This window comes from Legionella busanensis, assembly GCF_900461525.1.
GTDB lineage: Bacteria > Pseudomonadota > Gammaproteobacteria > Legionellales > Legionellaceae > Legionella_C > Legionella_C busanensis.
In genome coordinates this window covers 1,100,853-1,119,902 of sequence record NZ_UGOD01000001.1, presented here as the reverse complement: position 1 = coordinate 1,119,902, position 19,050 = coordinate 1,100,853, and the positions used below count along the sequence as shown (strand labels likewise).

Here is a 19,050-nt window from a genome sequence, read left to right as displayed (position 1 = left end):
TGAAATGAAATATTGGCTTTTATTATCTGCATTAATTTTTAACACCTGTCTTTATGCTAGTGAAGCTGCGCTAAATAAAACTTTAGTGCGCGTAATAAACCAAATCAATGCAATTATGCCCTTACTAGATGAAGCAAACAATGAAATAGAGCCTAACACTCGCCTGCAATTACATATTGATTCTTTTAAAAGTGCTGATGGAAATTCCCATCCAGGCTTACGACAAGATTTATTAGAAATTCGCAATTCATTAATTGAATACATTAATAAACCAGCAATAGAACCCAAAACGGTTAAGCCGTTAGCGCTTGACTATATTGGAAAATAGATATGAGCAAAATAGATATTGCAAAAACATTTGTAGAAAGTTTCAGACAAGCTACAGGCGATATCACTGCTAGCACTTTCTCTAATTGTATTCGCTTTATCGCCATTATGCTCACCATTATCGCTATCATTTGGTGCATTAATTATTTCATGGATAGCGCTGAAAAAGCGCAAGAAGGATTCCTCATTATTCTTGGCTCACGCCTAGTGCGTTTAGTCATAGGACTGTGTCTATTCATACTCATTTTAATCGTTAAGGGGAATTACCCATGAAAAATCAGATTAACCAACTAAGACAATGGACGCAGCGATTAGGTTTAGGCTTTATTAGCTTAAATTATGCACCAGCCCTGCTAGCCGATAATTGGTTTCCTAAAGTATCTAATGCAGATGATATTAGCGACGGTAATAAAAGCTTAATGACTGTGACAAGTAACTACGTTAAACAGGGGCTTGGCCTTTTACTCTTTATTGCATCAGTCATTAGCTTTATTAAATTCATCACCACTGTACAACATGGTATTGAAGAAGCTAAGAAGAATGACGGCTCAATGGTGTCATTTGGTATGTTTGCCGTTATGGGTATTACCTATCTTGCTATAAGCATTGTTGCAGGTTACGTCGGCTACATGATGATTACTAAATTTAAAATCTAAGGTGAGCACCATGAACCGACCTTCCTCAAGGCATCTTTCTCATGACTATAAAGCTTATAAAGGGCTAAGTTTACGTGAATTATTTTGGATTGTTTTACTAGCAACTCCAGCAACTAGTTTATTAATGACTTTTATTGGCTTTTTCTTAAGCTATCCGCTGGCTTTAGGATGCGTCGGTTTTTTTCTGGGATTTATTTTAGCCATCACCATTATCCCTAAGTGGATTTCTCGCATCAAAGCAGGAAAACCTTATGGGTATGTCATGAAAAAAACACTTCTTACACTTACACATTTAGGGCTTAAACGCTCACCTTATCTTCATTATCAAGGGGCCTGGCAAATAAGTAAATTGGTAGGTCAACATGATGTTTAAATACTGGCAAAAAATTGACAGTTTAAATCAGCTAAATCGCTTGTTGTTGGCCTTTACTGCTTCACTGTTAGTAATAATTTTAGGATTGATTACCACACTTTATTCTTTACCAAAACGCTACGAGTTCTGGCTCTCGCCTAGCATGGCAGCTAATGGTGGACTCATCAAAGCAGAACAAATCCCAGCAGAATACATTCATGGATTTGTTGCTACCCTTATGCCCGCTTTAAATACTTGGTCAAATGGTGGCAAAAAAGAATTCTCTACTAATTTAGCTGGTTTTCATTATTATTTTACTGCTCGTCATCGCAAGCTCCTAGACCAAGCACTTACAGCTTATAAAGATGCTCAGTTATTTAATAGGACACAAGTAGCCAGTCTTTATCGCTTTATTGAGAGTAATGATGTTAAACCGCTGGGTAATAATGCCTGGGAAGTGCACCTTATTTTACGTATTACACAACGATTAAAAAATAACAGCCCCATTGTTATCACCGATAAAATTGTCGATTACCACGTACGTGTTGTTAAAGTAAATCTATCTCGCCTTGAGAACCCATTCCAACTAGCCCTAGATGGTTATACCCAACCTGAGACCTTGCTAGAAGACCTGCTCGCTAACCCGCTGGAGAATAAATCACATGATTCGATTTAAGCTTTTTATGATTTTAATCATGCTAGGTTGTAATTTTAATCTATTTGCATTCGATGCCGAGCATATTTTATGGGATAAAACGCCAATTCCCGTAACGCTTTCTCTAAGTGAAGAGCGGCTTATTCACTTTCCACAAGCCATTAGTATTATTGATAATGAAGCAGTTGAGAAAGTAGCTGTATTAAAAGTACAAGATAGCCTTTATGTAAAAGCAAAAGAGCCCTTTGTTAATCAGCGCTTACTTGTGCAGCTGATGCCGCAAGGTGAGGTTATCATGTTAACCCTATCTGCTTCAGAAACAATATCAGCAGTTAAACCAATTGATGTATTACTTGAAAACAATAATACCGAACAAGACAAAAACCAACCTATTAATGATTTCGATTTTAACGCAATTACGCTTACCCGCTTTGCCATCCAATCTCTTTACGTACCAGCTCGCCTTCTAACTATTCCAGAAGGAGTCAATCGTGTACCTATGCAAACCTATCGCCAAATTAATCTTTTCTATGGAGCTAGTGTGGAAGCATATCCTTTAATCTCATGGCAAGGTGGCGATCTGTATGTAACTGCGGTTGAGTTAAAAAATTTATTAAATAAAGAAATTATTTTAGATCCTCGCCGCCTTCTTGGCCGTTGGCAAACAGCTTCCTTTTATCCTACAAATACACTCAAGCCTCGCGGTGAATACGATACTACGACCGTATTTCTCGTCTCAGAGCGTCTTTTTAATGAGGCCTTTACCGCCGATAAGGAGTTCGTACGATGACAAAAAACCTAGGCCTAAAAGTATTAACAGGAAGTGTAGTTGGCGTTACTGCTTTAATTTTTTTCAATAGCAGTCATCATACAGTAACGTCAACGCACGAACCAATCGCTAATCCGAATAATTTTAATGAGGCAATTGCCAGTCAGTTTAACGACAATATCCGGGATGTCGCTGCTCGCTTACAAGAGACTGAACAAAAGTTATTATCTTTAGAAGCAGAACATCAAGCAACAAATAACAAATCCTCAGAGAATCAAGCCTCACTTGATACAAACTTACTTGAAGAATTAAATACACTTAAAGAACAAATACTATCGATAAAGCCAACGCATGGATCAGAATCTACTACCTACTCTATTGAAAACACACAAGACTTAAAACCATCACCTAGCGCTGGAATTAAAGACATTGACCAAATACTTATAAAGCAAGAAAGTAATCAAGCCGAACTTGCTTATTGGGAACGACTTAAGGCAAAGCGGCAAACTACTACTAAAAAAACAACACTCTCTAAAAAGAAGAGCGAAAAAACAACCATTCCTTACTATACCATTCCTGCAGGATCTGATTTAGGACATACCACTCTACTGTCAGCCTTAATCGGAGAAGTCCCCGTTGAGGGAAAATTAATGCAACCTCTATTTCCTTTTTCTGCAATCATTAATCGTGGTGATTTAATAGCAGCCAATGGCATCGCCCTACCTCCAACTATCTCTGGCATGAAAGTAAATGGTTATGCGATTGGGGTTGGTTCTTTTCTCGATAACATCAGCTGTGTGCGAGCTTACGTTACGTCTGCCTTATTTGTATTTACTGATGGCCACTTCGTAACGGTAGGAAAAGAAAAAATGACTGGTACAGCTGAACTTGTTAATAATGAAAGCTTAGGCTATCTCACTACCGCCTTCGGCAATCCTTGTATTAAAGGGCAGTACTTTACTAACGCGCCACAATTTTTAACGACAATGGTCGCCAGTGACAGCATAAAAGGATTTGGCAACGCCTTATCGCAATGGCAAATGTCTTACAACGCTAATATCAATGGCACCACAAGCATACCAACAGGCTCGCTGGGAAATTATGCGCTTGGTGGCGCTTTATCACAAGGCACTATAAAAGGAGCCGAATGGCTTGAAAAGCGCATTCAAGGCAGCTTTGACATGGTGTTTGTACCAGCTAGCTTCTTAACGCCAAGCGGTTATAAACCTACACAATTATCGCTTCATATTACCCAAACCATTCACCTAGATAAAGATGTCAACGGGAGAGTATTAGATTATGGTCAATCACAAAAAACGCTACACGATTTTAGTCTGCGCTAGTGCCCTTGCCTTAAGCGCTTGTGCTTCGTCTATAAAATCAACACAGCCTTTACCAGAAGGCGGTTTAACAGTTAGCGAGCTTTATCAAAAAAGTATTGAAAAGCCTATAGAGCGCTGGAATGTGAAGCAAGCAAAGCTGGTCAATTATGCTGGCTATACTCGTACAGCAGCAAATGAAATTCAGTCATTATTTAAGCCCTTAGATAATCCGCACATTCCAATCTATGTCTTTCCACATGTAGCACTAATTGGTGATGAGCAATTAATTAAACCCGGCTATACAACCAGCTTCTTCCTGTATAAGCAAAATCAATTTGCTTTAGCGTCCGAGCATTACTAAGGAAAGTTATGAAGCAATGGCTAAAATCATTAAATAACTGGTTGATTGGAGAAGGTAACCCCTGCCCAATTACTGAAGCAGCAGTTAAAGCACGTTATCAAAATAAGTTACTTTCATTACCTGATCAATGGGCTATTGTCGATTTCTGCGATAAGGAAAATCTTTTCTTATTACAAGATGGGATTAGCATCGGTTCTGGTTTTGAACTTGCTAGTATTCCAGCAGAAGCTTCCGCACCTGACCACCTGGAAGTAATCTTTCAAAAAATAAAAGAAACCTTTGCTTCAGTTGTACCACTTTACAAAGAAGACCCGTGGGTTATGCAAATGTATGTTAATGATGACTACAGCTTAAATCCCGTGCTTAAACATATTAAAGGCCACCTTGATCCTAGTCTTGCCAACAATCCCTTTACTCAAGATTATTGTCACCGGTTGGCTAGCTTAATGACTAAAATGACCAAGCCCGAAGGGCTTTTTCATGATCCTAAAACAAATATGCCCTATCGAGGACGGCGTCGGCGAATTCGAGTTCTTTTCTATCGCTTATATCAACAACTTAAGCCAACGAGAGAACATACTCTTACTGAACACGTAGAGGTAATAGCACAAATTGAAAGTAAATTGCGCTCGCCCGGATTACAATTAAAACGTTTAACCGGTAAAGATTATTACTACTGGTGGTTAAGATGGTTTAATCCTAATCCTCAATTAACCCAAGGGAATATAGAGGAATTACTTGCGCGTTTTCCCTATCCAATAAAGAAAAAACCTGCAGGATATACCCTTGCCCAAGCTGTGTTTTTTACGCCTCCTCAAAGTGATAATCGGAGCTTTATTTTTGATAACTACTATCATCGCATTTTATATGTCGATGGCTTACGTGAGGCACCAGATATTGGTTTACTGTCACGAGAGCGCCTACAAGCCAATCCTAAACATCGCTATGCGCTACTCGATAAATTACCTGAAGGAGCTACTTACACAATCCAAGTAATTTTTAGCAATGATGAAGCGCTTGATGCGCACTTAATGCGCTTAGAAAAAGGTATTATTGGAACAAGTTTAAAGCCAACGCAAGTAAAACAAGATATCAAAACAGCACGTGATGAATTAGCAACAGGCAATCGACTCTTCTGGGTTACTCAAGCTGTTTTCTATCGCGCAGAGACAGAAGAAAAAGCGCTTCACATTGAAAAAGAATTAAAAGATCTATTCGTGGACGCTAAAATGCCACTCATACCATCGCAGTATGATTTACATCCACTAAATAGTTATCTTTGTGCGCTTCCTTTTAATTTTGCTCCGGCCTTCGCGCGAAAATATTTACGCTTTGACCGTCTGCTTTATGCATCAGAGCTTGCTGCCTTACTGCCTGTTTATGGCCGCAACCAAGGTACAAAGCACCTACCCTGCTTTACTTTTTTTAATCGCTTAGGTGAGCCTGTTTTATTTGATTTATTACATACTGAATTTATTAGTCAAAATTCTCACTGTGCCATATTTGCTAATTCAGGTGGTGGTAAGTCAGTCTTAATTGGCTGGATGATTAATACTTTAATGGCGATTAAAAATGCCCGCATTGTGTTATTTGAAATGGGTAATTCCTTTGACCGTATGCTTATTCATGCTAAGGCTTATGGTAAAAATACTAAACAGTTATTGCTTAGCAATAAAAAAGGTGAAGCCGTTCCGTTAAACCCTTTTTGCGAGGCTTACAAAGCTATCCCTGAAATCACAGATAATCTGAATTCAGAGCAGGCAGCTTTGATTGCGCAAAAGATAATAGATATGCAAGAAAACCTAAAGCAGCCTGCCAATCCTGCGGATCTTGCATGCAATGATTCTCGCTCCTACCTTGCTGAACTTGCTTTAGCTTTGCGTACTATGATTACCGAAGCAAATCCTTTAGAGGAAGAGCAATTTACTCTAGCTGATGAAACACTTTTAATTGAAGTCTTAAGTGATGCTATTTTAACTTCATTTAATAATGATATACCGCAAATGTTAACTGAACATGTTGTAGCAGCCTTTAAACGGCGCATGGAGAAAGAAACAGTTGCACGTAAGAAAGACCGTATCCTAGATATGCACGATCGCCTTAACAGTTATGTCATTAACAGTGCGAAATCCCGTTTTTTTAATGTACCTACTGAACCTTTAGGTGATTTTGATATTTTTCATATTGACATTTCAGCCATTAAAGACGAGCCAGGGAAACTAGCATTAGTGATGGTGTCTTTGCTGCCAAGAATACTTGGCATGGCAGAAGCAACACAAAATGATAATCGGCCCACTTTTCTATTTATTGACGAATCACATTTGCAATTTCAGATTCCTTCAGTTGTCACAGCCTGTTTATTGGTAGCCAAAGTCGCAAGAAAACTGGGATTGTGGCTTGCTGCTATTACACAAAACGTTACCGATATGAATTCTGAAAAAGCTACCAAAATTTTATCGCTCATTGAAACTTGGATTTTGTTAGGCCTAGATGAAAAAGAAATTAATGATGTTAAACGATTTAAACAGTTAACCTCGCAGCAGGAAGCCTTAATCAGGGATATTGATTCACAAAAAGGCCTGTATGCAGAAGCTGTCTTATTAGGTTCACGTTATCAAGGATTATTTCGTGTTATTCCACCGCGCTACCTACTTGCCTTGCTTATGAATGAAAAGGCAGAAAAGGCTGAGCGAAATGCTTTGGAGAATGAACATGATGTCCTTGAAGCTGCAGAAATTATTGCTAAACGCTTGGAAAACAAAAGTCAAAAGCAAAAACAAGAGGACTGCTTTTACAACGATTAATCTAATAATTTTAACACTAATAACTTGTTTAACTGTACAAGCTAAAGAAAGTATTCAGCCACCTCATCCAATTAGTACGTTTACTATTGCAACACGCGTTATAAGTAAAACACTAAGTAATTCACATTATAAAATTATCGGTAGCTGCACTTGGGCTGAAGGAAAATTCCCACCAAAACTTGTTGCTGTTCCAGCAGTGGAACAATTTTTACCTGATTTAATTGTGACGGTTGCTAACAAGCCTGAGACTAATCCGTGGATTGAAGCAAAAGCATTATTTGAAAATTCTGCAAGTCAAGCCGTTTATCAACACACTTATAAACTAGCCACTGGCTCTACTTTAGGTTTTGGTGAGGATGCTGGCCAAATTAATAGCATGCATATTAATGACGAGCGTACTCGAGTCGTTGATGTCATTGGCAGCCCTGCTGGATTGTATCGAATTCCTTATCTTTCACATCGAGCAGAAACTCATTATGGCTCCCCATATTATATTAGTGAAGCCGATGCGGTTTCTGATAGAACAGAAGTAGCAGAAATAGCTTATATGCTTACCCACGCTCAGCTACTCATTAATCATGATATTGGTAGCATTGGGCAAATATGGGGGCACGAAGTTCCAAGGTTGATGCGTGTTACTCAGCCCTCCCGCTTTCGTGCATCAGTAGTTGCTGCAATGCATGCTGCTGATATCGTTACCAATAAGAATAGTCTCCATGTCACACAGAGCACTAAAAATTCATGTGGCAAAAACTGCGTTGTTGCCAACGTTACATTTGACCCACGCCAAAGACATGTCATCTGGCAAGAGGTTTATCCTAGAAACCGTAATATCAATGCGGCCAATGCAAATGATTTCGGCATTGCTGATGAGGCAGCGGGTAACGGTAATTATATTTTCGTAGTTTGGCGTAAATATCGAGGTTGCGTTCAGCATCGTGGTAAATACATCGCATCCTTATCCTTCCCAAAAGTTAAACATCCAGAAAAAAGGTAGGTGTAGCAATGAAGCAGCCCATAATTATATTAATTACCAGTTTAACCTCATCACTTGTCTTAGCTGGCTCGTTTCTTCCTAATGAATCTGAATATTATTATAAATTAGGCGGCGTTTCTAATTTATATATCCCACCTGTGAACAATGATCAAACGATAACCATAGGTGGACATGTTAATAGTCGACTTGGCTTCACTTGCAATGGCTTTAATCCTGTGGTCTCCATTACCAATACCTTTCAAGATATGAAGTCATCCGCCATGAATATTCCAGGCAGCATTATTGAGAACTTAAAAGGTTCTGTAGCTGGTTTTCCTATGTATAAATTGCAGCAATCGATGCCAGCTTTATATAACGTGTTACAAAACACCGCAGCTGGGGCACAAAATGAGTTTTTAATCAAAGTTAAAGATTGCCAGGACATCAAAAAAACACTAGAAGAAGGACAATCGCCAATGGAAAGCATACTGTCTGTTTCAGACAGTCAAGGTTGGCTTGAAGCAGCTAAGCGTGCTAAAACCAGTAATGTAGATGTACGCGAAACAGCAAAAACAATCGCTCAAAAGAGAGATGAATATGGCCTACCTTGGATAGGTCATGAAAAAGGGAACGCTGGTGGAAAATATCAAAGACCAATTAAAGTAATTAATGATGTGGTTATTGCTGGCTACAATATCTTACTCAACCGAACACCGCTCGATACTCAACAAGCGCCTACAGTCAAAACACCATTAACCCAAAGCTGGAAAAATCCAATTGAAGCAGCAAATTGGGCCGTAAAAGTCTTAGGTGATATTCATGTCAGTGCCACTGAAGATAAATCAAAAACAGCTAATCATGATGCTAAAGCGGGTATAGGTTTATCTGCCCTATTACAGAGTTGCGATAGCAGCAATACTTGCACCAATAACGTTTCCAAAGCTCTTTGGCAATTAGTCGATAAGAAATGGCCACTTACCGAGGATAAACTAAAACTTGTTAGCGCATCAACCCTGATGATTACTGATGAAATTATCATGACCGTACAGCGTATGCCGCGAGAAGAACAGATTTTAACCACTTCTAAACTTGCTGAAGAAATTGCCGTGCAAAATATGTTGGATAAAGCATTAATGATGCGACGTATTTTACAGACAGGATTACAAGTACAAGAAGTGCAAAATTTAAAACCAGCTCTAGACATGGTGCGCTTCGCTTTAAAAAAGCTTGATGATGACATTCATTCACTTGCTTTTGAAAATGAAGTTCGCAAGAAAATGATGACAGAAACATTAGGCATGTTAATGGACATACGCCATCAAGATATTGCGAAAGGTTTACCAGGTGACGATCACGAGCAACCCATCATTAAGAATGGCGCCGTCTATTTAAAACCTGAGAATAAAGGAGCTTGATATGGTTGTCTTTAGCCCTTTATCTCTTTATACCACTTACTTAGGCTGGCAACAGTATGAAATCCTATTTAATGCTCTTTGGCAAACAGGAGCGCTTTATTTAGGCTTTTTAATGGTGGCGTATCGTTTCTTAAAAAATGTATTAGCTCCTTCAGGATCAACTCATCATGCCGCTGAATACGCCCTTAATAATTTTCTCTATGAGTTAACAGTGACTTTTTTGATCTGTGCTATCTTTGTTTATCCCTGTGTACCCTTAGAAGAAAAAGCTCTAAATTTTAAACCAATGTGCGGACTTAAAGGCAATGTTAAAACATCTATCTTAAAAGATACTGGCACAACTTATGATGAAGCATTTGCTGATGTATTAACATCAGATGTTAAAATGCCAATTGGCTTTGCTATCCTTCAAAACTACATGTCAGGATTAACCTATGGCTTAATGAAAGTAACTGGCTGTACAGATAGCCTGCAAGCCATAGAAGGCGATTTAATATCAACTTATCTTCCAGCGGATGTTCGTGAATCAGCGCTAAAATTTCATCGTCAATGTTTTTTAGAAGCGAGAAACAGTTATTACAGCGAATCTCATGATAAAACAAAAGCTGAGGATATTCTTAAAAAATATGGCGGTGAGGAAGATCTCAAATGGATAGGATCAAAAGTCTATCAAACGATTTACTATGACAAAATCCATGCCCGCCAACCTGTGCCTGGATTTAGTTTTAAAGAAGCGCCTAATAGTAATTTAGAAAACGCAGCTGAGCGTGGTGATATTGATACAAAACATCTACCTGAAGAAGGTTATCCAACCTGTAATCAGTGGTGGTTAAAGCTTCGTAGTGACTTAGTTGATGTAGCTAATAAAGCTGGTATGTTTGATAGCCATCTTAACTATTTTGCTGTTCTCGATCGCGTCCGAGAGTATAAGAATAAGCACCCTAAAGCATGGAATTCAAATTTAAGTTCTGAGGACTATATTGCCAAAATGCTATTAAATGATAGCAAGGACATGCAAATTAACAGTGTTAGAAACCTTATTGATAATACAAATGGCTCAGTCAGCAGCACTATCACGCAAGAATTGATTAATATGGGTCAGTGGGCCAAATCTTGGACTTCTACACCATTAAAAAGAGAATCAATTATGCAAACATTACCTGTTATGCAAGCCTTTATTTATTTCTTCTTAATTATTATGACACCCTTCATCTTAGCGCTAAGTGGCTATAGTACTAGAGCATTAGGAAGCTTATGCGGCTTATTTATTATGGCTATTTTTATCCAGTATCTCTGGCACTTAGTAGGCTTTGTAGAACGAAGCGTACTCGATCCCCTTGGAAAAAACGATGCACTCTCTGCGATGCGCAATATAGCCGTTATGTTCTATTTTATCGCTCCTTTCTTATTACTTAAGCTTTCCAGCCATTTTGGCACCGAGGCAGGAGCAGGTCTTATGGGATTAATTAATGAAGCTAACACTCATAGTGAAAATGCAGCACACTCTGGTGCTCAAGCCTTAAAAGCAGGTGTTAAGGTAGCTAGCGCAGGAAGATTATAATGAATCAGCCTTTATTGCTTTATTGTATTCAGCAGCACTTATCAATCCTTTTTTATATAAATCTTGAGCTTGATAAGGCAAATAGCGCGAATTAGAACGACGATCAGAAGCAAACATAAGCATTACTTGTAATGCTATAAGTATTCCCTTCCAAAGGATTTTTAATGCCGTAATAGCCATGGATTGATGACTTTTGATAAATTTAATCATAAGGAGACATTCCATGTTTTATTATTTTCGTTCAATCATTATAAACTTAATTAAAATATTCCTACCAGCCCTTCTACTCTTTTTACTTACGCCACAGTTAATACACTTAAGCAAGCCTTTAAATGAAGTACAACATTTTTTACAAGCTCATCAAATTACTCTTTTAGTAAGCCATCTTTTATTCTGCTTTCTTCTTTATATGCTTTGGCCAAAATTCATTCAAACTCTCATTTATTATAAAGGGTATGACATTACTCCATTACAAATGAAGCTAGCCTTAAGCGTGCGCTGGTACTTACTTGGCATAATATTATTCCTAGAAGCTTTAATTTGGTGGAGATAAGTATGGCAGATTACCCAGTTGAAAACTTGCTTCGTGAGCCTACTGAACTTTATACTAGTTTTACCTGTGCTGCTCTAGCTTTCCTTGCACTACATAAACCTCATCTTTTTCTTTTGACACAAAGCATGGGATGCTATGCAGCAACAGGACTAAGCTATTTAAGTATATTAAGAGGATTACAAGGCTTAAAAGTTAAGCGCTTTCATTGGCGTTTATTAGCTATGCCCTACTACGCCTTATCTACTGCCCAAATTCCTTTATCAAAAAAATGGTTGTTTTTAGGCAAAGGCTTTCGCTGGTTACCTCATCATACTCAACGTTTGCATCAGATTAAGCAAATTGAAAATGAATCATTTATGCAACGAGGGAAATGTTACCGGAAAGCCAGAGAATTTTGTCAAAACCATGAAAATTACTTTTTAGCTAAGTGGCTTAACTGGCCTACTAAACTTAATCCCTTCAGGCCCGATCCACCCGTAGGCGGTAGCCCCTATCTGCATGGCTTAGGTGAGAAAGACTCCCCCATTTATATTCCGCAAGAGGTTCGTGTGGGGCATACTTTCGTTGTTGGCACAACGCGTGTAGGAAAAACAAGGCTAGCTAGTATTTTAATTAATCAAGACATTAGAAATGGTGAGGCAGTTATTGTTGTTGATCCTAAAGGCGACTTAGATTTAGTTCATGATATGTACGCTGCTTGTGAAGTATCAGGGCGGCTAAAAGATTTTCGTATTGTACACTTAGGCTTCCCTAACTTGTCTGCCCAATACAACCCATTAAAAAATTATGATCAAGTAAGCGAAGTAGCAACACGCATCACAGATGCAATCGCTGCCGAAGGAGAAGGCAAGCAGTTTGCTGCATTTGCTTGGAAGTACGTCAATATTGTAGCCATCTGCCTCGAGGAAATGCAGCAGCCAATCACTTATAAATCCATTGCTTTTTACATTAGCCGCTTAAATCAATTACTTATGGCCTATGCTGACACGATCATGCCACAACATTATTCCGACTACCATTCCCAAATTGAAGAAATTCTTACTACTTATGAAGAGAAATCAAACCGCAAGAAGAAACATATAGCGCCTATGGATAGAACAAAAGCGGTCATTGAATACCTGAAAAACTATATTTCTAGAACTATCAGCTCTGGAAACGTAGAAAGCCTACACGATCAAATACTCATTGATCTCTATGATGCCGCTATTATGGATAAACATTACTACGATAAAATTACCGCAAGCGTTGGCCCCGTTCTGTCTGAAATTAATAAAAGTAATGCCTCAAAGGTATTTTCATTTAATCAAAGTAACAATGAAATTGAGCTAATGAGAGCAATTAAAGAAAAGGAAGTAATTTATATAGGCCTTGATAGCTTAACCAATCCCAATATCGCTCAAGCTGTGGGTAAAGCCTTTCTATCTGACTTAGTATCAACTGCTGGAAAAATATATAAAGAAAGTAACGCTCATTACCGTTTAAATCTCCACTGCGATGAACTCTCAGAAATTATCCAAGATTCATTTGTGAAAATCTTAAATAAAGCCGGTGGCGCAGGTTTCCAAGTCACAGCCTATGCGCAAACAATTCAAGATATGGAAGTAGCACTTGGCTCAAAAGCAAAAGCTGATGTTTCCGAAGGTAACTTCAATACTTTGATTATGCTAAGAGTTAAGAATGAAGAAACGGCTAATCTTTTAGTAAAAGTATTACCCCAAGTTGGTGTAGTCGGACATACACAAGTATCTATGGTTAATGATACGCCACATGGTGAAGATGGCGTTTATTTTAATACGACAAATGAAGATCGAGTTCAAACTAATTCCGTACCTATGATTGAGGTGAATGATATTATTTCTTTGCCCAAGGGGCAGGCATTTGTTTTGGTGAATGGTGGAGAGCTTTATAAAGTTAGGATACCGCTTCCTTTAACTTCAAAGTATTGTGAAGATAATGAGAGTGTTATCAATCAAGTTAATAAGCTTATAAGGTAAAACTATTCTCCGTTCTTAAATACATGCTTACTTAATGACACGGAAAGGCTGCGGCAGTAAAATTCTATCAGATTCGTAGATAATTGAGTTAATTTATGCCTTTAAAAAAATATTGTGTTAAATCCATTAAATAAACCCGGGTTGCGCCTGTAATTTATCTAGGTAAATTGATTTTCCTCAACCTACGATACATCATCTTTTATCAGACAAAACTAAAAAACTTAGAACCTTGCTTCTCCCGAAGTTAATACAATTTTTTGAGGTTTCTATTACAGGATTATTAGAATCAGGTAATATAATAATCCAGAACCAACTAAGAAAAATGATTAAAGTAGTCGAGGTATAAATGGTGACTCATAAAAATCTAAACATATCTATAAGTATTAGCAAATGCTAATTATACCATGCTCTCTATTTCTTTGTTTTATAAACATCGAAAATGTAGTACATTAAAATAAAAAAAACCACAGCAGTAATAATAAAACATTAGATTATAATGGAATATACAAAAATTAGAAATAGACTACAAAAAGCAAAAAATGATCCCTGTAAGTTAATAGAAGAACTTTTATCATTAGAAAAAGAAATATCTTATAAAAATATAGAGTTTTATAATGAGATATCAAATTTTATTAATAATGAACAAATAGATATTTATGATGCGGCTATTATTGTAATCTCAAAAGGAAAAAACGTTTTTATCGTCGCGAATCTTCTTTCAAGAATGGCAAATAATATCAAAATAATAAATCCTAAAATTTTTGTTAATTTTTTAATATTATTTTATGAAAAATCAATAAATGATTATGCTTCAAACATGTTTTATGAGCCGATAAAAAAACTGGCAGAAAATATAAATAATGGCTTAGAAAACGTAGAAATAGAAATTATTGAACAAAGAGAGCAAAGATTATATGGATATCTAAATATTATTTATATTGGGTTTGCAACTAGGGATCTCACAATTGGATATAAAAGATTAATGAGTATGGTTCAGTCAGGTGACCAGTATCTTATTTCTTATGGGTTACGAGGGCTAGGTTCTCTCCCTAATATTCCAGAAGAACTGTTCCTAGAAATAAAAAAAATCTGTCTAAAATTCTGTGATTCTGAAGATACAAATATAGCTTCTAGTGCAGTTTTTACACTCTATAAACTTATTGAATACGAGCAGGATATTAAAGAAAAAATTCTATTCTTATCCGAGAAAAAGGTACCAGAGATCCAACTTGAAATAATAAGATTATTAAGTACTAAAGAAGATATAGATCAAACGGATTTGGAAATAATTTTTAATATCTGCCAATATGATCTTAAGTTAGGAGAAATCTCTAATTATATTGATTCAATCTGCTATAAATTAGTGAAAAAGGAAGATATACCAAACTTACTTAAAATATTAAATAATTGGATATATTTTCACTCAATCGAAGTAATAAAAAAAGCAAATATTACAACAATATTCAATCTATCTATTCATGAAATGTTTCAGAATAATGAGCTTATGAAAAAACTAACCACTAATTGGCTCAACTCTGATGACTCACGTTATCATTATGCCTTGACGAGTATATTTGAATCTTTATCTACATATACTCATAAATCAATAGAGCTAGACTCTAATATATTAAACACACTCCAATTTAATGACATATTATACATAGTAAAAAAGATTCTGGGATATATCGACGATTATTATATAGCCATTAAATTGATTACATCTATATTGAAAGTAAAGAAAATAACTCCTGATATAGAAAAAATAACTTCTGAGGTATTAGTTGAAGTATATGGCGATAGAGCGCCGCTAAAAACAAAAATAATTTTAGAAAACTTATTAAAAAGTAAATGCGCCTATTCTAGAAAAGCAAGATCTATAATTAATACATGTTTTAAGCAAATTACCGATAAAATTGAAACACTGGAATCTTTAGGGAAATTAAATGAATTGCAACCAAACATCGATCAGCAAATTAAATTATCACAGGCCTTTCAAAAATTAATTCATAAAGCTTCAGATGATGCATTAAGGAGCTCTCCATTAATGAGTATTATGGAAAGAAGATCAATAAAGGCTGGAAATGGGTGCTTCTTTTATAATAATGGAGAGTATTCCCAAATTATACCAATGTATCAACATTCACATACCTTAGAATTTCCTCAAGAAATGATGCTCGATGAAATTGGTTATTATCTGGAAAAGTATGCATGTCAACGTGCAAAAAGGAATGAATCTTGAGACGCTTTATTGAAGAATATTTAAGTATGTTAAGAGAGGATGGCGAATTAGAATCACTGCTAAATTCACTTGTAACATCAATGGGGATGAAAGTTAGAGCAAAGCCTCAGAAAGGGGTAAGACAAAGTGGTGTGGATATACATGCTATTGGTAAAGATGAAGACGGCATTAGAAAAAATTTTTTAATTACTATTAAGAGAGGGGATATTAATCGAACTATATGGAATGAACGAAATACCGGTATACGCGATAGTTTAGATGAAATTATTGATGTTTATATTCAGAATAGAATGGGTAAACATGAAAAAAATCTGCCAATCAAAATTATAGTTTGTTGTGGTGGTATGTTAAATCAAGAAGTTAAAGAAAATTGGGACGCATACCAAAAAAAATATGATTATGAATTCGACTTATGGAATGGAAGTAGTTTATCAAGAGACATTCAAGATAATCTTTTAAATGAATTAATCATATTTGAAGAAGAACAAAAGAAAATGAGAAGAACGTTAGTTCTTCTTTCTGATGTAAACTACGACTTAGTTCATTTTAAGGTAATGATCGATGAACTTCTTTTTAAAAAGGACTGGAAATCAATTAAACCTAGAAAATTGCATAATTTCGTAGAAAAAACTCTAAGCATGATCTCTGTTTGTTTAGGAATGATTAATGAGTATTCGAATGAAAATAAAAATTTAATACATTCTATTGTTGCAACAGAATACTGTATCTTAAAATTTTGGGGGTTTATTCAACAGAATAACCTTGATAAACCAAAAGGTAAAATAGTTAAACAATATAATAAAGTCCTCCAAATGTATGCTCATTTTAGTGAAGTATATTTTAATAAAATATATGCTTCATGTTTTGTAAAAAATGGCATATGTAAAAATTGCTATGAACGAATTGGAGCTTCAGAAGTTGTTTTTAAGCAAATTGGATTACTAAGTACCTATGGATTAATTTTAATATTTTGTGCCCCATCAGCAAAGAATAATCAAGTTATCACTAAAGCATTAATGTCGTTAATTCAAAATAACAGCATTTCTAATTCACCTGCCTTTGATGGTTTTACTATAGAGATTTGTCTAGCTGTATTTCTTTTGGCACTTCAAGGGGAACATGACTTTCTCAGAGGATGGTTTAAAAGAATAATAGATAGGTTTTCATTTTCATACGTTTTAGGCAGAGGGTTCCCGGTTTCTCATGACTCCATTGATAAATTAATTGAATTTGAATATAACGAAGAACATTCTAAAGAAGACATGACGTCAATGTCTTCTCTGCTACCTACAATTGCATATTGGTGTGCAATTCTTAATTTCACTGATATATATAATATGTTGCTTGATTTAATACAAAATGCTCTTCAACATTGTAACTTGCAAATGTGGTACCCTACAAAAGGAATAAAAGAAAATTTATCATTAGGCTATACTGGTAATGATTATGGGGTTTCTGAAGTGCCTATCTATTTACCTAAGGATCTATCAGAACTAAAACAAAGAATTGAATCATTATTAAGCTTCTCACAGAAAAGTGATCAATTAGAAACAGACTGGCAAGAGCCACATAGTATTATTTTATCAATAATTGCTTCAAGGCATTTTAAAACACCAGTTAATCCTTTTCTTTGGCTAAGACTCATTAATGATAGTAGTCAACCTGCTTAACTTTAATAATTTATTTTTTCATTCATTCTATGTTATTTAATTAACTTATATGTGTAATATACTAAAATTCACAATAAATATTCCTTTTGGAAATCATATTTAAGGAGGACACCATACGCCACATTACGAAATTTATAGAGAAATCCCGCAGAAGATTTTTAATAATCAAGTATTGAAGATTGAGCCTGAGGATTTAAAATCCTTGCGTCAGTGGCTCGACTCTACCTCTTGCCACTATTAGAACCAAGCACTTCTAATTAGAATTTATCAGCGAAATTCAGAATTTTCATGTAGACAGATTACAGCGTAAATTAACTTAGATTAAATAGCTTCCTTAAAGGGCGTAGAGCCGAAATGCAGTTATTCAACTAGAATGATTAATTAAAAAATTGTTCTTTAATATTAAGCCATTGAGCTGTTATTGGATCGCATGGATCGTTTGGGAAAATCACACTTAGCTCATAAGGATAATAACCTTTTATAGCGTCTAAAATTTCCTTCCCATATTTTTTATTGCTTAACTCTTTTTCAAAATCTGTTTGTTTAGTAGGATTTATTATATAAAGTTTAAGGTCATTCTTCTCAATTGCCTCTTTTATGGCTAAGTTTATATGCTCGTCTATAAAACTATACCCAATGATAAGTAATCTTGCGCCAGTTTTCTTTATCTCAATTTTAAATAATTCATAATACCATTTAAGTAAGGGGAACTTATCTATATATTCGGCTTTATTACCACCAACGATCATTAGTTGATTATTCTCATCTGAAAGCCAATCCATTGAGCCATGGAGCTTTACATAGGCAATTAAATTGGTATGATTAGTTCCCTTTCTAATTTTATCTAATTTAGTAATAAATTGTTTTTTTTCTTCTTCAATTTGCTGTAAATTATTATTTTGTGAATATAAACTATTTTCAAAATCTTCCGTGATATTATTGTTATTTAAAAATTGTGTTTTTGCAGCAGGAAGGGTATATGTAATACCACCACTACGCCTAAATTTTCTTTCTATAATTAAATCCTGGTTTAAAGTAAAAATAAAACCTGAACCTTTACGATTAACTTGTAGATTTTTAATTAATTCATTTTCAATAGAATATATAGTATGGATATAGTCATTACCTATTTTATTGATAATTTTATCTAAATAGTTGTAAGCTTCAATTAATGCTGTTTTCATAGCTAATTGTTCTTCTGATGAAAACTCTTCCGAGATAATAGTCTGATATGCGCTTTCATAGTCATATGCTTTTTCACTTAAAATTTTTTTAATATTCTTTTCTTCAGGATAATTTAAAGAATTAAATATATGTGTAGCCATATCCTTAGCTAAAGGGGCCCCAAAATTATGAGTAAACCCAGCACCGGTTAATAAAATTCTATTAGCCATAT

Annotated in this window: 18 protein-coding genes; 16 read left to right on the top strand and 2 right to left on the bottom strand. The window is 35.7% G+C overall.

The window, feature by feature from the left end; translation table 11 throughout:
• Positions 1-4 precede the first annotated feature (4 nt).
• The 12 genes from DYH30_RS05075 to DYH30_RS05020 are packed head-to-tail and all read left to right on the top strand — an operon-like array spanning position 5 to position 11,198.
• Positions 5-328 (top strand): RAQPRD family integrative conjugative element protein, encoded by a 324-nt coding sequence (locus DYH30_RS05075; RefSeq protein ID WP_115330604.1) that lies wholly within the window; start codon positions 5-7, stop codon positions 326-328.
• 2 nt (positions 329-330) lie between these two features.
• A complete protein-coding gene (locus DYH30_RS05070) occupies positions 331-600 on the top strand; it encodes a hypothetical protein (protein ID WP_115330603.1) in 270 nt (89 codons plus the stop codon).
• Entirely contained in the window at positions 597-983 is a 387-nt protein-coding gene (locus DYH30_RS05065; RefSeq protein ID WP_115330602.1) for a hypothetical protein, read from the top strand. The genes DYH30_RS05070 and DYH30_RS05065 overlap by 4 nt, the downstream gene beginning before the upstream one ends.
• A 10-nt stretch (positions 984-993) precedes the next feature.
• Positions 994-1,356 carry a TIGR03750 family conjugal transfer protein gene (locus tag DYH30_RS05060; RefSeq protein WP_115330601.1) on the top strand — a complete coding sequence of 121 codons (363 nt, stop codon included), beginning with the start codon at positions 994-996 and terminating at the stop codon, positions 1,354-1,356.
• Complete coding sequence (locus DYH30_RS05055; protein ID WP_115330600.1) at positions 1,349-2,011, top strand: DUF2895 family protein; 663 nt, start codon at positions 1,349-1,351, stop codon at positions 2,009-2,011. The genes DYH30_RS05060 and DYH30_RS05055 overlap by 8 nt, the downstream gene beginning before the upstream one ends.
• On the top strand, positions 1,998-2,780 hold the full coding sequence (locus DYH30_RS05050) for a TIGR03749 family integrating conjugative element protein (RefSeq protein ID WP_115330599.1): 783 nt from the start codon (positions 1,998-2,000) through the stop codon (positions 2,778-2,780). Before DYH30_RS05055 ends, DYH30_RS05050 begins: the two co-directional genes overlap by 14 nt.
• Positions 2,777-4,102, top strand: a complete 1,326-nt coding sequence (locus DYH30_RS05045) for a TIGR03752 family integrating conjugative element protein (protein ID WP_115330598.1) — start codon at positions 2,777-2,779, stop codon at positions 4,100-4,102. The genes DYH30_RS05050 and DYH30_RS05045 overlap by 4 nt, the downstream gene beginning before the upstream one ends.
• Positions 4,059-4,442, top strand: coding sequence for a TIGR03751 family conjugal transfer lipoprotein (locus tag DYH30_RS05040; protein ID WP_115330597.1), 384 nt, complete (start codon positions 4,059-4,061; stop codon positions 4,440-4,442). Before DYH30_RS05045 ends, DYH30_RS05040 begins: the two co-directional genes overlap by 44 nt.
• An 8-nt stretch (positions 4,443-4,450) precedes the next feature.
• Positions 4,451-7,246 carry a conjugative transfer ATPase gene (locus DYH30_RS05035; RefSeq protein ID WP_115330596.1) on the top strand — a complete coding sequence of 932 codons (2,796 nt, stop codon included), beginning with the start codon at positions 4,451-4,453 and terminating at the stop codon, positions 7,244-7,246.
• Positions 7,155-8,243 (top strand): TIGR03756 family integrating conjugative element protein, encoded by a 1,089-nt coding sequence (locus tag DYH30_RS05030; protein ID WP_115330595.1) that lies wholly within the window; start codon positions 7,155-7,157, stop codon positions 8,241-8,243. The genes DYH30_RS05035 and DYH30_RS05030 overlap by 92 nt, the downstream gene beginning before the upstream one ends.
• A gap of 8 nt (positions 8,244-8,251) precedes the next feature.
• Positions 8,252-9,637, top strand: a complete 1,386-nt coding sequence (locus DYH30_RS05025) for an integrating conjugative element protein (protein ID WP_115330594.1) — start codon at positions 8,252-8,254, stop codon at positions 9,635-9,637.
• 1 nt (position 9,638) lies between these two features.
• Complete coding sequence (locus DYH30_RS05020) at positions 9,639-11,198, top strand: conjugal transfer protein TraG N-terminal domain-containing protein (protein WP_115330593.1); 1,560 nt, start codon at positions 9,639-9,641, stop codon at positions 11,196-11,198.
• Here the strand turns inward: DYH30_RS05020 and DYH30_RS05015 are convergent.
• The gene (locus DYH30_RS05015) at positions 11,193-11,408 is read right to left on the bottom strand and encodes a hypothetical protein (protein WP_115330592.1); all 216 of its coding nucleotides are present in this window, start codon (positions 11,406-11,408) and stop codon (positions 11,193-11,195) included. The genes DYH30_RS05020 and DYH30_RS05015 overlap by 6 nt on opposite strands.
• 13 nt (positions 11,409-11,421) lie before the next feature.
• Between DYH30_RS05015 and DYH30_RS05010 the strand changes: the two genes are divergently transcribed.
• The 4 genes from DYH30_RS05010 (at position 11,422) to DYH30_RS04995 (ending at position 17,654) form a co-directional block, all read left to right on the top strand.
• The gene (locus tag DYH30_RS05010; protein WP_115330591.1) at positions 11,422-11,751 is read left to right on the top strand and encodes a hypothetical protein; all 330 of its coding nucleotides are present in this window, start codon (positions 11,422-11,424) and stop codon (positions 11,749-11,751) included.
• A gap of 2 nt (positions 11,752-11,753) precedes the next feature.
• Positions 11,754-13,745: a type IV conjugative transfer system coupling protein TraD gene (gene traD / locus DYH30_RS05005; protein WP_115330590.1), complete on the top strand. Its 1,992-nt coding sequence runs from the start codon at positions 11,754-11,756 to the stop codon at positions 13,743-13,745.
• Between the two features lie 496 nt (positions 13,746-14,241).
• Positions 14,242-15,984 (top strand): hypothetical protein, encoded by a 1,743-nt coding sequence (locus DYH30_RS05000; protein WP_115330589.1) that lies wholly within the window; start codon positions 14,242-14,244, stop codon positions 15,982-15,984.
• A complete protein-coding gene (locus DYH30_RS04995) occupies positions 15,981-17,654 on the top strand; it encodes a hypothetical protein (protein ID WP_115330588.1) in 1,674 nt (557 codons plus the stop codon). Before DYH30_RS05000 ends, DYH30_RS04995 begins: the two co-directional genes overlap by 4 nt.
• Before the next feature lie 377 nt (positions 17,655-18,031).
• On the opposite strand, the gene DYH30_RS04990 is transcribed toward DYH30_RS04995, so the two are convergent.
• Entirely contained in the window at positions 18,032-19,048 is a 1,017-nt protein-coding gene (locus DYH30_RS04990) for an SIR2 family protein (protein WP_115330587.1), read from the bottom strand.
• Positions 19,049-19,050: the final 2 nt, after the last annotated feature.